General features: G+C 30.6%; 11 protein-coding genes and 2 pseudogenes. 1 reads left to right on the top strand and 12 read right to left on the bottom strand.

Annotated features, from left to right (window positions below; translation table 11 throughout):
* Positions 1–107: 107 nt before the first annotated feature.
* The 6 genes from B8978_RS07480 to B8978_RS07455 all read right to left on the bottom strand — a co-directional run bounded on the left by B8978_RS07480 (position 108) and on the right by B8978_RS07455 (position 9,592).
* Complete coding sequence (locus tag B8978_RS07480; RefSeq protein ID WP_084115012.1) at positions 108–911, bottom strand: Cof-type HAD-IIB family hydrolase; 804 nt, start codon at positions 909–911, stop codon at positions 108–110.
* Between the two features lie 22 nt (positions 912–933).
* Entirely contained in the window at positions 934–1,686 is a 753-nt protein-coding gene (locus tag B8978_RS07475; RefSeq protein WP_084115011.1) for a DeoR/GlpR family DNA-binding transcription regulator, read from the bottom strand.
* Positions 1,687–1,797: 111 nt separating this feature from the next.
* The gene (locus B8978_RS07470) at positions 1,798–3,057 is read right to left on the bottom strand and encodes a siderophore synthetase (protein ID WP_084115010.1); all 1,260 of its coding nucleotides are present in this window, start codon (positions 3,055–3,057) and stop codon (positions 1,798–1,800) included.
* Positions 3,058–3,075: 18 nt separating this feature from the next.
* Positions 3,076–5,499 (bottom strand): histidine kinase N-terminal 7TM domain-containing protein, encoded by a 2,424-nt coding sequence (locus B8978_RS07465; protein ID WP_242950505.1) that lies wholly within the window; start codon positions 5,497–5,499, stop codon positions 3,076–3,078.
* Positions 5,500–5,597: 98 nt separating this feature from the next.
* The gene (locus B8978_RS07460; RefSeq protein WP_084115114.1) at positions 5,598–8,477 is read right to left on the bottom strand and encodes an EAL domain-containing protein; all 2,880 of its coding nucleotides are present in this window, start codon (positions 8,475–8,477) and stop codon (positions 5,598–5,600) included.
* 209 nt (positions 8,478–8,686) lie between these two features.
* Positions 8,687–9,592, bottom strand: a complete 906-nt coding sequence (locus B8978_RS07455; protein WP_084115009.1) for an AraC family transcriptional regulator — start codon at positions 9,590–9,592, stop codon at positions 8,687–8,689.
* 182 nt (positions 9,593–9,774) lie between these two features.
* Between B8978_RS07455 and B8978_RS07450 the strand changes: the two genes are divergently transcribed.
* The gene (locus B8978_RS07450) at positions 9,775–10,515 is read left to right on the top strand and encodes an SDR family oxidoreductase (RefSeq protein WP_084115008.1); all 741 of its coding nucleotides are present in this window, start codon (positions 9,775–9,777) and stop codon (positions 10,513–10,515) included.
* Positions 10,516–10,615: 100 nt separating this feature from the next.
* On the opposite strand, the gene B8978_RS07445 is transcribed toward B8978_RS07450, so the two are convergent.
* From B8978_RS07445 to B8978_RS07425, 6 genes and pseudogenes are all read right to left on the bottom strand, one after another.
* Positions 10,616–11,224 (bottom strand): serine O-acetyltransferase, encoded by a 609-nt coding sequence (locus B8978_RS07445; RefSeq protein WP_084115007.1) that lies wholly within the window; start codon positions 11,222–11,224, stop codon positions 10,616–10,618.
* A 203-nt stretch (positions 11,225–11,427) separates the two neighbouring features.
* A pseudogene (locus B8978_RS20500) lies at positions 11,428–11,526 on the bottom strand (helix-turn-helix transcriptional regulator); the annotation flags it as partial.
* Positions 11,527–11,692: 166 nt separating this feature from the next.
* Positions 11,693–14,307 (bottom strand): annotated as a pseudogene (ppsA, locus tag B8978_RS07440) (phosphoenolpyruvate synthase).
* Positions 14,308–14,464: 157 nt separating this feature from the next.
* On the bottom strand, positions 14,465–14,674 hold the full coding sequence (locus B8978_RS07435) for a helix-turn-helix transcriptional regulator (RefSeq protein ID WP_084115006.1): 210 nt from the start codon (positions 14,672–14,674) through the stop codon (positions 14,465–14,467).
* Positions 14,675–14,678: 4 nt separating this feature from the next.
* Positions 14,679–14,984, bottom strand: a complete 306-nt coding sequence (locus tag B8978_RS07430) for a DUF6442 family protein (protein WP_084115005.1) — start codon at positions 14,982–14,984, stop codon at positions 14,679–14,681.
* A gap of 263 nt (positions 14,985–15,247) precedes the next feature.
* Entirely contained in the window at positions 15,248–16,246 is a 999-nt protein-coding gene (locus B8978_RS07425) for an NADH:flavin oxidoreductase (protein WP_084115004.1), read from the bottom strand.
* Positions 16,247–16,477: the final 231 nt, after the last annotated feature.

Raw genomic sequence — 16,477 nt, 5'->3', positions numbered from 1 at the left:
TAATTATATTACTAAACTATTCTTCAAAATGTCAAGGTGTTTTTACATTTTCACCAATAATTCTTTGACTCCCTTTTAATTTCAGTTATATTAAGCTGTTCAATTTATTATAACACGTATTTTTTTAATGCCTCTGCTACACCATCCTCATCATTTGTTAGGGTTACATCCTTTGCATGTTTTTTCACATCTTCTGGAGCATTCCCCATAGCTATGCCAAGTCCAGCATATTCTAACATATCTATGTCATTATAATTATCACCCATAGTTATGATTTCAGCTCTGCTTACATCAAATTTCTTTTGCAAACAGCTAATAGCAGATGTTTTAGTTGTATTAGCTGGCATAATTTCTAAGTATGTTGGTTTTGATGGATATATATTTAAATCATTAACTTTAATATTTTCTTTTAAGAAAGTTATTTTATCAGCATTCCCCATACACAAAATCTTATTTGGTCCTGTGCCTTCCTTTTTCCATAACTCTATTAAACCTTTAAAATCTGCGATTTTAGGAATAATATTTGTTATTTCACTTTCCTGCATAGCCCAATAATCCATTTTCTCTATATACCATTCATCATTTTTATATAAGCTAATATGAATATTATACTTAAGCACTAATTTATATATTTCTTCTAAGTCTAAAACATTTATATATTTCTTTGATATAGTTTTTCCATCCTTATCTAAAACCAAGGCACCACTATAACAAACAATTGGTTGATTTATTTCAAGTTCTTTTTGTAAAAATATTATTCCTTTTGGCATTCTAGCTGAAACCAATATCACAAGCATCTTCTTTTGATTTGCAACTATATTAATTGTATCTTTTACTTCTTTAGAAATTTTGTGATTAGAATTTAATAAAGTTCCATCAATATCTAGGCATATCATTTTAAAATTTCCCATAAACTCATCCTCCTAAAATATACTAAGTAATGATTAATTTAATATCATTTGATTGTATAATATTTGCAAAGACAGCTGGCGGCATTTTATCAGTAATAATAACATCGATTTGTTCCCAATCTACACCTTTATAATAACTTAAACGTTTAAACTTCTCATATTCAGCAAGAATAATTACTACATCAGATTTTTTAGCAGCTGCTTGTTTAATGAAAACATCCTCTTCATCTACATAATAAATGCCATCTTCTGTTATGGCAGCTGCTCCTAAAAATGCAATGTCAAACCTTATACCGTCAAAATAACTTATACAATTGGGTGTATAAAAAAATCTATTTTTCTTATTAAGACATCCTCCAATAGAATGTACAGAAACATCTTCTTTTTCAGAAAGCATTTCAATATTATCCAGAGAATGTGTCAATACCCAAATAGGTTTATTTACTTCTTTTGCCAAAAAACTTATTATGGTGGAAACATCAAAAAAATAGTGTTTGTTTTCCTCAATAAATTCTATAGCTTTCTTTGAAATATTTTTTTTCTCTTCAGAATAAGCTTTAATTCTTTCTCTATATTCTTTAATCGTATTTTTTAAAACTGGTAAGCTAATTCCTCCATGAGTTCGAATTGCCGTTTCTTGACCTATAAGTTTTAAAATATCACGGCGTGCAGTATCTCTTGATATATTAAACATTTCACAAATATCATGAATGGACATTGCATTATGTTCATTTAAGTATTCTAATATTTTTAAAAGTCTTTCTTCTTGATACATTAAATCACCTTCTATACTTATTATAAGTATTTGTAAGTAATAAATCAACATTTTTAAGTGATTATAAGTATATGCAATTTCTCAATCATGAAAAATCATCAGCTGAAACTGCTATTGTGGGAGTTCTTTATCAAGTAAAGTAAAAAAATTTTCAATGTTTTCTTTATCTTTTGAACTTCCATATAAGTTAACACTGAAAGTTATACTGTCCTTAAAGCTTGACAAAGCTAGCTGAAAATGTGGTTTATATTTAATTGAGCCACTCATAAATGCTTGGTCTATTTCTGTACCTTCAAATATAAGCCTTTGAGAGTCCAATATTCCTATGTTAGTCATACAAATTAAAGGATTTTTAAGATTTTTCTCCACCAAATAACTACTGAGTTTATAATTGAAGATTCCAAAAGTCACCAAAAGCTTCACAACGCCATTTAAGCCGATAGCTTTGCTTTTTTTTAAATTCATATCTTTATTAACTTTTACTACTGTATCATAAAAATTATCATTAATATTATGATCAATGTGGGTTATGGCAGTAGACGAAAGATTATACAATGCGTCAAACTTTTTATCTTTAAGGTTTCTACGCATATCAACCATTATAGGAATATTAAGTTCACTTTTAGAATCTAAATCTAGCATATTATAAAGAACTCTATAATATGCTGCTAAAACCACATCGTTTAATGTAACGTTATGTTTTTTATAATATTCTTTGATTAATAAATATCTATCTTTAGGTATTTTATGAGTCAAAATAAAAGGATTAGTTTCTTTTTCTTCACTCATTGGAAATTTATACGAACTATTTTTATTACTTTCTTTATTTTGTAATACTAATGCCTTTACCTTATCTTTTAATGTAAATTGCTTATTAATTCTTTTTAAGCTTCTATCTCCGTTAATTATATAATCCGGTGAATAATTAGAATTCCTAATAAGCTTTGAATACAAATCACTTAACATATACAAATACTCCTTAAAGCCAGCAGCATCACAAATCATATGATTCATAATAATGGATAATGAATCTTTGCGCGAGGTTAATACACAGGCTTTCATTTGAGGAGCAGTAAATTTATTTGTTTTAGATGTTATAAAGCTATTAAATTCAACTTCATTATCCGTAAAAATTATCACATCTTTATATCTTGAAGCATCTACCTTTTCCCAATAAGGACGGCCTTTATAAGTCACATAGCTGCTTCCAAGAATAGGTACTACCTCTAACATTAAAACTATTGATTTTTTCATAATATCCTTATTAATCTTACCCTCAAAGTTTATTACACAATGAAGTTGATGGTCATTAAATTTAGTGACCTTAAATAAAGATTCAACTTGATCAAAAATTTCAGCATCAAATCTCACTACCTTTGCCCCCTAAAGCTACTTTGCTTTATTAGTTTTATTTTTTAGTATGCGTTTATATTCATACATACGTTCATCGGCAATTTTTAATAACTTCTGTAACTCTCTTGCTTCTGCTGGAAATTTAACAATACCATAACTATAGCTACAAATTATTTTGCTTTCCTCAAAAATTATTGGATTATTATTAAAGTGTTCAATTAAGCTATCAAATTTATTGACTAAGCTTTGTAAATCTACATTGAAGAAAACTCCAACGAATTCGTCTCCTCCAAACCTTCCTATAATATCGGAAGCTCCCTTTAAACTACTTATTCCATTTGAAAATGTTTTAATCAATTCATCACCAACTAAATGACCATAATTATCATTAACCAATTTCAGTCCATTTAAGTCAAAAATCGCTATAAAAAACTCTTGTTTTTCTGCATTATCATTATAAATAACAGAATTAAGTGATTGTTCAAGATAACTTCTATTATATACATTGGTCAATTTATCATATCTAGATAAATATACAGTTTGTTCATAAAGTTTATGCTTAGAAATTGCAATGGATACCTGATTTCTCATGTATTCCATTAGTTCTATATCCCCAGCATTAAAAATATTGTTATAGCTACTATCAATGTTTAAAAAACCATATAATTGATCATCAACAATAATAGGTGAACTAATAGCAGATTTTATTTTTTCCCTTCCTTTTGTATCTAATATCTTTATATTTGGGTTTTTGTCAATATCATTACAAACTACTGTTTCATTAATATTTTTACCGTTATTAAACCACGTAAGGTGGTCATCAAGCATAACTTCAAATTTCTTAACCTCCTCTGAGGCATAACCTTTAGCTACAGCTATTTTTAAATTTTTATCATCATCTAAAAGTAATATAGAACCACAACTTCTTTCATCAATACAACTAATAACCTCATCTAATATTAGTTGAAGTAAATTATTAATATTAGCTGCTCCATTGATGGAATATCCTATTTTCAGCATTGATTCCTTTAACTTTAATAACTTATTTATTTTTTCCTTATCCTTTTTCTGTTCTGTAATATCTATTGCAATACAAAACAATCCATTAGCATCTCCAGCTTCGTTTGCAACAACTGATTTGCTAAAAATCATATCATGATATGTGTTATCATGATATTTAAGTTTTGATTCATAAACTTGAGTTCCCTTTTTCTCTATTAACTTCTTATTTTCATTTTCATTAATTTCTGCTAATTCCTTTTCATATATTTCATAAACAGTTTTTCCTATGATTTCTTCTTTATTTTTACCTAAAAATTCTGCAAAGGCAACATTGCAATGGTTATATACTATATGTTCATCCATATAACATATAGGGTTAGGAATAGCATCTATAAGTGTTTCAATAAAATTCAAATTATCAGATACCTTTTTCTTCTGCAGCTCGATTTCAGTAATGTCATGAAACATTAGTATTTTCCCAATTACTTTACGAGATTTTTCATATACATTGTTAATATTCATCTTATAATACCTTAATGAGCCTCCATTTTTTATGTTCACTAAACATTCATTGTAAGTATCACTATCTAAAGCTTTTAGTACTGTTTTATAATCCTTAAGCACCTCATGAATTTTTTTGTCTCCTGGCTCTATATCCTTCAATTCTGAAATAATATTTTTTGATGAGTTGTTAAGATTAACTATGTTATTATCAAGATCTAGTATTATAACCCCATCTGAAATACTAGAAAATACCTTCTCCATTGCTATTGGGGTAAGTTTTAAAAGTTTAAGTTTTAATATTGCAAAACTACTTATTATTGCTGAAAAAGAAAGTGCAAGTGGACATAAGTCCATATGAAACTGAAATAATCTAAACGTATAAATAACATCTGAAATCCATGGAATTATCCAAGCAATTATTAGAAATAATATCTGTTTTCTTATAATTGTTACTGCTTTAAAATAAGCCTTTATAAAAATCACTAGGCCTATAACCATTAATACATATGTGTACACAGTATGCACCCAATAAAAGGGACCATGTATTACTTCTAAAATAGGAAAGACTCCTTGATTATTCATGTACATTTTTTTATAAAACAGATGATGAAAATCATTTGTAAAATTCATTACTAATGTAGTTAAAGGTACAATATATAATGCTATTAGGATTCTTTTTTTAATCTTTTCTATATGACCGGTAAAACTAAGTACAAACATTAACCATATCACACCTAGAAAAGAAGCACCTAAATATTCTACTTTAACCCAAAACTTTACCCACTCAATGTTTGTGCATAGTATTTCAAAAGCATATCCAAGTGCATAAATAGCTACAGGGAGTATATATATAGAAATATATACTTTGTCTTTTTTCCATGAAAAATATCCTATGTAGAGTAACTCTAATACTGATGCTAATAGCATTAAACTAATTAAATCGTTTATTTTCAAGAGAGTATCACCTCATAATTTTTATATTAAAAACATAAACGCCTGTAATCAGCTATGAAAGCTACTCACAAGCGATGGTGAATATGTATACTAATAACTTAAAAAGGATTGTCAAACCCTTTTTCCAACAGATTCTCTAGATCATCGCTTAAAAGCGGCTTACTATAAACATAACCTTGAATTATATCACATTTTTTTTCTTTCATCACTTTTAGTTGATCCATAGTTTCAATACCTTCTGCTACAACTTCCATGCCTAACTTATGTGCCATTTCTATAATTCCATCAACTATAGCTCCCAGTTTATCATTTACACAAATGTCATCAATAAAAGATTTATCAATTTTTAAAGTATCAATTGGTATAGTCCTCAAATAATTTAGGGAAGAATATCCTGTCCCAAAATCATCTAGTGCAGTTCTTATTCCAATGTCCATCAATTCCTGCAAAATCCTTACGTTATTGTCCAATGACTCCATTAAAACACTTTCTGTTATTTCCAATTCCATGAAATTAGGATTTATTTTATATTTTTCAACAAGTGCTTTAACCTTTTCAACAAAATCATGCTGCTGAATTTGCAGTGAAGATACATTTATAGACATACGCACATCTCCATACCCTTTATAAAACCACTCTGCCTTTTTAGCAATTGCAGTTTCCATAATCCAATCACCTATTGGTATAATAAGACCAGTCTTCTCTGCTAGCGGAATAAACTCACCTGGAGATACAAATCCAAGTTCTTCATTTTTTAGTCTAACAAGGGATTCAACACCTATTATTTTACCAGTTTCAATATCAACTTGAGGTTGATACTGAAGGTAAAAATCATTTTTTTCTATTCCACTTCTTAATGCCTTTTCAATTACCATATCCTTCAAGATTTTTTCTGACATTTCTTCACTATAAAATTCAAAAGTATTTTTACCTTTTTCTTTAGCTTTATACATAGCCGTATCCGCATTCTTTAAAATGACATTTTTATCTTTACCGTCTAAAGGAAAAATACAAATACCAATACTGCAGGTTATATACACCTGTCTATTATCTAAAACAAAATATTTATTAAATATGTTTAGTACTGCATGAGTTAAATCTATTACTTGTTTTCTAACTTTAACATCACTCATAATAATTAAGAATTCGTCTCCACCTAATCTGTAAAGAGCTTCATTTTTATTTAAAAGAGCCTTTATTTCAATGCAAATTGCCTTTAAAAGTTTATCACCAATATCATGTCCTAACGAGTCATTAATCTTTTTAAAATCATCAAGATCTATAAATAATACTGCACCTAATTTATTATCTTTTACGCTTTCATTTATTGCATCTTTAAGCTTGCTCATAAGTGTAGTTCTATTTGGAATTCCTGTTAAAGAATCAAAATAGGCAAGTTTGCTTATTTTATCATTTGCTTCCCTAATACTAGTTGTATCAGAAATAATACCTGTAAGTTTAATAGGATTTCCTTCATTATCTCTAATTATCCTAGCTCTTATTAACGCCCACTTTTTCTCACTACCTTTAGTTGTAAGCTTAAGTTCTTCTCTATAATATTGTGACCCAGCAATACACTTTTTATAATTGTTTATAATTGTTTCAAGTTTATCATCTAAAACAATTATTTTCAAAAGTTCACTGATATCTATATTTTTATTGCTGTATCCCGTTAATTCTTCCCATTTGTCAGACGCAAAAAAAGTATTTGTTTTTATTTCCCACTCCCAAATTACATCATTTATTCCATCTAAAGCTTGTTTAAATCTATCTTCGCTTATAGCTAATGCATTCTGATTTTCCAAAAGTTCCTCATATTGAGACCTCAATTCTTCCTCAGTTGCAGACAGCTCTTCATATACGGCAGATAACTCTTCATAACTATTGCTAAGCTTTTTTATCATCTTATTGAAATTGTTTGATAACACTCCTAATTCATTATTTGAATTATAATCACAAGTTTCTGACAAATTACCATTTTCCGCTTTATTCATTACAGTTATTAATTTGTTAACTGGATTAGTTATTGATTTTGAAAAAAGTATACTAATAATTGAGGCTATTATTAGCATTAATATAGTTATACCTATTATAAAGTAAAATTCCAATTCTGCTGTAGAATTTACTTCACTTATATTTTGTGAAACAGCTAAAATCCAATTTATTTTTGGTATTACAGTATATCCAAAATATTTTTGCTTTCCATTGTATGTATATGTATCAAATTTAGTATCGATTTGGTTTAAATATGACTTTGTAGCTACCACTTTTTTTAAGACTAAATTATCGACTTTTTTCCCTAATTTAGCCTTATCAGGATGTGCTATCATAATGCCATTGTCATCCACTAAATAAGCATATCCTGTATTACCAATTTTAATATTTGCTATAAATTTATCAAAAGCTGAAATTTCTATTGCATTACAATATAAACCAATTATATTTTTCTGTTCATCAACAACTGGACTAGCAATAACAATTATATTTTTATTGCTGATTTTAGACTTTATTTCGTCACTTATTACAGTTTGTCCACTTATTGCTTGTTTAAAATACTCCCTATCTGTTACATTTAGCATTAATCCTTCTGAACTACTATCAGCTATAATATTACCATTTAAATCACAAACAAAAGAATGCTGAACATCATTAAGCTCTTCAACTCTTGAAGCAAGCAGTTTATCAACACCTAAAGAGTCTGCATTATATACAAATTGTTTTAAATCCTCAGATTTTTTTGTTTCTTTTAATAGTCTTGCAACACTTTCTATCCTTGCTGAAAGTTCCACTTCTTTTACCTGTGAATTTATAAAGGTATTTAATGCATTACCCTCTACTGAAGTCACCTGAACTATATGCTCCTTACTATCTTTAGTCGCAGTCATATATGTATAATTATAAATTATATAACATAATAACAGCATTGGAATTGAAATTAGTGTAATCATTGTTATTGGTAACTTCTTCTTTATATACATAACTTCCTCCATACATACTTCCTATATTTCGGCTTAATATTTTTAAAGTATTAATAATAAATAGCCAACATGTACAACTTATACTTTAGTAAATTAGTTAAAATATCTCCAATAAATCGGCAATCATATTTTTAGTTATTATATCATATTGAGGGCAAAATTGTAATATCCGGGTTTATAATTCATCGTATATCGCTGAAAGGTATATTTTAAGAAGATAACGAATCTCGGAGGCGCTTTATATCGCTTATAGGAGGCAATCCAAACATCCGTGCATATTCCCTGCTAAATTGAGATGGGCTTTCATACCCAACTTGAAAACCAACGTCCGCAGCTTCAGCTGATTCAGAAAATAACAAACGTCTAGCTTCTTGCAATCTTATGAGTTTTTGATATTGTAAGGGACTCATTGCCGTTACTTTTTTAAACTGATTATGTAATGATGATGTACTCATGTTAACTTTTCTTGCTAAATCTTCAATTCTCATTGATTTTGAAAAATTACTATTTATAAACTGAATAACTTTTGCAATGCAGTGTGCATGACTTCCAATCATTGCAAATTGTTTAATAAGATCTCCTTGTCTATCCTGTAAAATTCTATACAAAATTTCACGAATTATCAAAGGCGAAAGGATTGGAATATCCTTAGGTGTATATAAAAGCTTAACAAGTCTTAACACAGCATCAAGTAAATCTGAATTGATTTCATTTACAACTATTCCACGTCCTGAATCCTTCTTGCCACTCCATACCTCATCAGATTCCTTAACAATATCAAGTATTTGCTCAGTATTAAAATTTATTTGAACGCATAAATATGGTCTTTCAGGACTCGCTTGAATTATTTGACCAGTAATAGGAAGATGAACAGATGCAACTAAATATGATGCTGGATCATACTTATAATTTTCATCAGCCAATGTTACAATTTTTGATCCCTGCACAATTACTAATAGCGATGGTTTATAAATAGTATGTAAAGGTTCAGAAACATTAGATGCTCTAAATAACTCCAAAGCAGGTATTGTGGTGGCATATAACCCATCCTCCCTAACAATTTCATTAATCATTGAAACCAGTTTTTCTTGATAAATCGCAATTTTGTTATCCATTTCTAACTCCTATACTAAATATTAATTTATATATAAATTATATTATAGTTTGTAGGATTAGGCAATAATCTTATGTTAATAGGCTATCTTATAATGCACTGTCTGACATATAATAAATTTATATTCCAGAAGGTATATACTGTGTTTTCATTATTTTAAAGAGAAATTAGGAGGATTTTATTATGAATACAACTAAAAAAGAAAGAATTGCAATTGTTACAGGAGGATCACGTGGAATTGGACGTGCAATTTCAAAACGTCTCGCATCTGACGGACAAACAGTAGTTATCGCATATGCAAACAATGCTATTGAAGCTGATAAAACTGTAGAATCTATAATAGAAGAAGGTGGAAATGCTATTGCTGTTAAAGCAGATATTAGTGATGAAGCTGCTGTCAGTAAACTTTTTGACATTACAGAAAAAGATTTTGGCGGTGTAGACATTGTAGTTAACTCGGCTGGTATTATGGAGCTTAATACAATTGTTAATTTCAATCTTGATAAACTTGATAGAATAATTCATACAAACATCCGTGGTACATTTGTTGTTGACCAACAAGCTGCCCGTCGCGTAAGATCTGGAGGTGCTATTATTAATATTTCAACTTCAGTAAAGAAACTCGCATTGCCTACTTATGCTGCTTATGCTGCTAGTAAGGGGGCTGTTGATGCAATCAGTCTTATACTTGCAAAGGAGCTTCGTGGTAAAGATATTACTGTAAATGCGGTAGCTCCTGGACCAACAGCAACAGAACTATTCTTTGAAGGTAAAAATGCAGAGACAATTGACCACCTGGCTAAGATGAACCCTATTGAGCGTCTAGGGGCACCTGAAGATATTGCAGAAGTAGTTTCATTTTTAGCCGGTCCTGCTAGATGGATCAATGGTCAAACCATTTATGTTAATGGAGGAATGATATAAAACTTCGATATTTCGTAAACGCTGAAAGTCCTTGGAATGAACCAAGGACTTTCGATTGTGTAAATATAGAATTTTGATGAATTCATTACATATAGTGTCGCTATAACTTTTCGTGCACTTTAATGCCATTTCTTTTTATGATATAAGCAGGACTGCCTACTACAGTGCAGTTTTGGGGAACATTTTTTACAATGGTAGTATTAGCACCAATAATTGAGTTATCTCCAATGTTTATATTACCTATCACAACAGCTCCAGCATAAATATATACATTGTTACCTATAGTAGGGCACCCCTCGCCTTCTACCCATCCTATTGTTACTTGTTGATTTATCCAACAGTTTTCTCCTATAGTATTTGCAGTTATTACAGTAGAAAAGCCATGCTGAATATATAGTCCACCTCCAATATTGTTATCGGTAATATATAAAGATTTTAATCTAGGATATATTATTTTATTAATACTGTTTAAAAAATATCTGTCTCTACATCTAAAAAATAATAAATTTCGAAATTCCGGTATAGTTAATACTAATAAATGTAAATACATAAATTGTGAATAATTAAGATGTTCAAGTTTATGTATTTTAATCCATCTAGCTATATCTTTATTTATTATACTTTTTTGACTAGTAATATTGAATAAAAGTAATAATGGCAGCGAACGTATCAAACTTACATATAAATAAGCTTTTTTAACCTTATGCATTTATTGTCTCACCTCTTCATGTCATATTATAACATGTTTAGATCCCAAAAGTAATCTTTTATCACCTACATCCCTTTGTAACATAAATGCTAAAGGAATATAAAACCATATACGGATTAAATCGTACTTTTTTATCCATTTGGGTACATTTATCATAAGTATGTGAATCTATAGTTTCATCTATGTATTATTATTTCTTAATCTTAATCAAAATAAAACAGTTCTTGAAATTTCTTATCTAATGCTATGGAAAGTATTAATGCTAGCTTTGCTGTGGGACAAAATTGACCTGTTTCAATAGAACGAGAAAGTACATGGTTCTGTGTAAATTAGAATAAAAAGGAACATCTCCTGTATATTTTTCATTGGGAAGAATATCTCTTACAGAAGGCATAATCGGTATTTCGTAAATGCTGAAAGTCCTTGGAATAAACCAAGGACTTTCGATTGTGTAAATATAGCTAAAAATTATAGAATTTCTACATACCCTTCTGTTCCATGCACACGAATTTGATGTCCATCTTTTATAAGTTTGGTAGAATTTTCTACTCCGACAACTGCCGGTAAGCCATATTCACGTGCTACAACAGCTCCATGGGTCATAAGTCCACCAACTTCAGTAACTAAGCCTTTTATGGATACAAATAATGGTGTCCAGCTAGGATCAGTAAAAGTGGTTACTAATATGTCTCCAACTTCCAAATCAGCATCTTCCATATTTAAAATAACACGTGCTCTACCTTCTATAAATCCAGAAGAAACAGCCAATCCTGCAATAGCTCCATCTGGCAGATTTTCTCGTTTGTATCTACCTGTAATGATTTCACCTTCAGAGGTTATAACACGTGGTGGTGTTAATTTCTCATTTAATTTATGTTCTCCTTTCCGTTTCCCTATAATATCATAATCAAGTTTATTGGTGTGTACCACTTCGCGAAGTTCTTCAAAAGTAAGGTAGTAAATATCTTTTTTTTCATGAATAACACCGTCTTGTACGAGTCGTTCCGCTTCTTTCATTAAAGCTTGCTTATAAACAAAGTAGCGACTAACCACGCCGTATTTTGGGTATTCACGGTAACCGATAAAATTGCGAATTAGGTCAATCATTTGTTTTGTCTCTTTGGCTTTTTCTTTACCATAAGGTAACTGTATCAATCTATCCAATAGTTCTTGTTCTTTCTTCAAAGATTCCTGTCGCCCTTGCTCAAATTTCTTTTTACCAGCATTAGACTCAAAGTTTTTGATATTGTTGAGAATCATAGGAACAAGTGTAATTGGTTTTTCGCTGAAGCGGGTTCTAGTTATATCGATTTCTCCACTGCATCGCATTCCGTATTTGCTCAGAAAAGACAAGATTGCATCCCTAGTTTCCTGTCCACCATGAAGCTTAACCAGTTCCTCCAAAAAATCATCATCTTTTACATGTTGCAAATACTCAATTACTTCTGGATAAGGACGAATCACATCTGCCACATCCATTAATTCAAGTCCCATTTCCGAAGTAATATTATTTGGTACAGATTGTGAAACAATGTCTGCTGCATTTTTCTCACCTAACCACTGGCTCATTTTTTCATTTACCCACAATGAGGCATTTATAGCAGCCATAAATACAGCTGAACTTTTTGGGTCAAATAAAATCTTCTTTAACTCATTTATGTCTTCCAAAATAAAATTGATTAAATCTGTTCCAGCTTTACTTTGGATTTTTTGTTTCAACTCTTCTATGGAAACTTCACACTTCTTAATCAAGTCAGAAACAATTGCCGGGTTGCTTTCGATTTGCAACTCTGAATTCGCAGGCGACACACTTTTATTTTGTTTTTGCTATCATTCTGTTCCTCTTTATCATCTGGCAAACATTTTATAAAATCTTTCTCTATTATTTTCATCATTGCATCTTTTGTGAGCGGATCATGTTGTTCCATACTATTTAACAACATTTCCCTTCTATCTGGTGAAGCCAGCATTTGTGCCACATCAACAAACAACCTTCCACCGGCTTTAAATCTGTGACCAAAAGATACTAACTCCATTAAAGACATTCCCAATGGTTTCAATGGGTCTGTCATCATTTGTTGATGTCCCACAGATAAATATACATGTTTTTCTTCATCATTCGCTTCAGGAATTGGATATAAATTTGTGATTGGACGACTCTGGACAATATAAAATGTATCATCATACAAACACCATTCCATGTCCTGTGGGCATCCGAAATGTTTTTCAACATTTCTACCTATTTGTGAGAGGTTCAAAATCTGTTCATCCGTAAGTGCTTGCCTATACTGCATCTTTGGCTCAATCTCCTGCTCTTTTGTGCCTCCATTTTTCAAGGCATAAATAGCCAGTTTCTTGCTAGATATCTGCTTATCAATAACTTTGCCACTCTGTACTTTATAGTTATCAGGGTTCACTAGCCCTAATACTAAAGCCTCGCCAAGTCCGAAGCTGGCATCAATAGATAACGCCTTCCTATTAGAGGTGACGGGATCTGCAGTAAACAAAATTCCTGATGCCTCAGAAAACACCATCTTCTGAACTAACACAGATATGTTTTCTTTAAGGTGATCAAAACCATTTTGAAGCCGATAAGTTATTGCTCTCTCGGTAAACAGCGATGCCCAGCACTTGCTTATATGCTTTAGGACTTCTTCTAATCCAATGATGTTCAAATACGTATCCTGCTGACCGGCAAAAGAAGCTGTTGGTAAATCCTCTGCAGTTGCACTTGAACGCACGGCATAGGCATCTTTTTCACCAAGCCTTGTAAGACAAATTGCAATCTCTTCTTGAATATCCTTAGGAATAGATAAGCTTTCGATGACCATGCGAATTTTCTTGCTAACTTTACTAATTTTCTCCTTATCTTCTACTCTAAGATGCGATAATTCCTCTAACAAACCGTTTAGTTCCTTGCTCTCTCCAGTTATCCTTTTATAGGCTTCTGTGATAACACAAAAACATTTTGGAACTTTTACCCCAGGAACCTTTGATAGTTCCCACAGGTTGGCACCCTTGCCCCCTATCACGGAAAGCCTTGTTTTGTCAATTTCTTGAAAGTTAAGCACATATGAATTCATAGTATCTCCTCCATCTTTTCAAGGTTTGAGTGAAACAATTCTCTACGAAGTGACGTCAGTTCATATAATACACACAATATGTAAAAATTATAAGCCTGTTATTTAAAAATTTTGTATGATATAATAAGGATGAGGATTACTATGATTTTTCTTAATATTAATCAAAATAAAACAGTTCCTCAAATTTCTTATCTAATGCTATGCAAAGTATTAATGCTAGCTTTGCTGTGGGACAAAATTGACCTGTTTCAATAGAACTAATTGTTTGACGAGATACACCAACAAGTTCCGCCAATTCACCTTGAGACAATTCTTTTTCTGCACGAGCAACTTTTAATCGATTTTTAAGCACTAATTCATTTTTCATAACATTAACCCCTAGCAAAGAACATTGTAATTAATGCAATAGTTAAAATACCAGAAAAAATCCCAATTATCAAATATCGTTTATTTTTTATGTTTTTATACATATAAAAATCAGTAGCACACAAATATACAAAAACAAATGCACTGAATTGAAAAAATGTTTTCCCATGAATTACTTCCCAAACGCTAAACACTACAGCCAAAATGCATACAACAATACCACCTATGCCAAACGAACGTAGAAATATATTTGCTTCTCTTTCATCTAATCCGCCATATTGCGTTTTCAATAGAATATCTTCTTTTTTCATAATATCTACCTCCAATTTCTTTTATATTTATTGTATTTTATATAGATGTTTATGTCAATTATACTTGTCAATTAATCAAGTATACTTATCAAAAAAAAAATCAATTTTCTTTATATTCCCAGCTTAAAGATTTTTAGACAAACTAAAACACCAGCTAATAAAACTGGTGTGGAGAATGTATATGCTTATGTGTAAATATATAATATGACAACATCACGTCATATTATATATGCTATTTTTCACGTATCTTTACCTTGCTTGTTTTATAGGCAGCTTTCTATTGCATTTCTTGCCCACATTGAATCTCTAAATACAGCTCTTCCCACACCTATAAGATCAGCTTTACCAGAAGAAAGTAAATTTTCAGCAGCCTGAGCATCTATTATTCCACCAGTTAATATAACAGGTATTGAGACAACTTCCTTAATAGCCTCTGTAATTTCCGAAAAATATCCTTGCTCTTTAGATCTACCTGGAACAGTATAACCGCATAATCCACCAGATATATCTAATATGTCTACTCCTGCTTTTTGGAATTCTAAGGCTGCTATTTTACTATCTTCTATTTTTGTTCCTCCTTTCATGTAATCACAAGCTCCAAGTCTAAGAAGAACTGGAAATTCATTGCCTACCGCTTCCTTTACAGCTTTTATGACTTCTAGATGAATTTTTATTCTTCCTAATACATCTCCTCCATATTCGTCAGTTCTCTTATTTGTTATTGGTGAATAAAATTGATTTAAAAGATATGAATGAGCAGAATGGATTTCTACACCATCAAAACCTGCATCTTTTACGCGTTTTGCTGCTGTTTTAAAGGTTTCCACTATTTCTTTTATTTCTTCTTTATTAAGTTCTTTTGGAACATCAGACTTTGTTCGTGGATTAATTATAGCTGAAGGACCTACATTCTCATATCCTCCTGTTGCATCTATATTAGTTGCACTTCCTGCATGATTAATTTGCATTATTGCTTTTGAATTATTTTTATGAATAACCTCAGCTAATTTTTTCAAGCCTTCCATATTGCAATCTTCTGCTATAGAAAGCTGCCCTTCACTGGCTCTACCTTGAGGTGTTATATAGCTATGTTCTATAATAATTAAAGATATATAACCACCTTTAGATTTTTCATTATAATAATCTAGCATTTCCTGACTTACCATCCCATTATCTGATTTTCCAGTTGCCATTGGTGGAAAAATCAATCTATTATTTAAGGAAAGTTTACAGTTATCTAAAGCTTTAATCAAATATGACATTTTCATCACTTCTTCTTTCTTTATTTTAATACTAATTATACAATTCCATAGTTAATAAACACAGTAGGCACTTAAAAGTGATCGGCTATCAAAAAAGTAAGTGTCCCATAGATTTCCTGATAAAGTTCTGTCCCTAGATCTACAGATAAGCTTGTGATAATCATAATACAGCTTGAAGTTCACCTTTAATCATATCATTGTAAAATAATAGGAAGATTTATCTCCAACAGA

The organism is Clostridium acidisoli DSM 12555 (assembly GCF_900176305.1).
Taxonomy (GTDB): domain Bacteria; phylum Bacillota; class Clostridia; order Clostridiales; family Clostridiaceae; genus Clostridium_I; species Clostridium_I acidisoli.
Note: the sequence above shows the minus strand (reverse complement) of the source record. Positions and strands in the feature narration are given on the sequence as shown.

Excerpts from the sequence above, each read along its gene's own strand:
- B8978_RS07480 (WP_084115012.1), bottom strand. The coding sequence starts at position 911 with ATGGGAAATTTTAAAATGATATGCCTAGATATTGATGGAACTTTATTA.
- B8978_RS07475 (WP_084115011.1), bottom strand. The coding sequence starts at position 1,686 with ATGTATCAAGAAGAAAGACTTTTAAAAATATTAGAATACTTAAATGAA.
- B8978_RS07460 (WP_084115114.1), bottom strand. The coding sequence starts at position 8,477 with ATGTATATAAAGAAGAAGTTACCAATAACAATGATTACACTAATTTCA.
- B8978_RS07455 (WP_084115009.1), bottom strand. The coding sequence starts at position 9,592 with ATGGATAACAAAATTGCGATTTATCAAGAAAAACTGGTTTCAATGATT.
- B8978_RS07450 (WP_084115008.1), top strand. The coding sequence starts at position 9,775 with ATGAATACAACTAAAAAAGAAAGAATTGCAATTGTTACAGGAGGATCA.
- B8978_RS07445 (WP_084115007.1), bottom strand. The coding sequence starts at position 11,224 with ATGCATAAGGTTAAAAAAGCTTATTTATATGTAAGTTTGATACGTTCG.
- B8978_RS07435 (WP_084115006.1), bottom strand. The coding sequence starts at position 14,674 with ATGAAAAATGAATTAGTGCTTAAAAATCGATTAAAAGTTGCTCGTGCA.
- B8978_RS07430 (WP_084115005.1), bottom strand. The coding sequence starts at position 14,984 with ATGAAAAAAGAAGATATTCTATTGAAAACGCAATATGGCGGATTAGAT.
- B8978_RS07425 (WP_084115004.1), bottom strand. The coding sequence starts at position 16,246 with ATGTCATATTTGATTAAAGCTTTAGATAACTGTAAACTTTCCTTAAAT.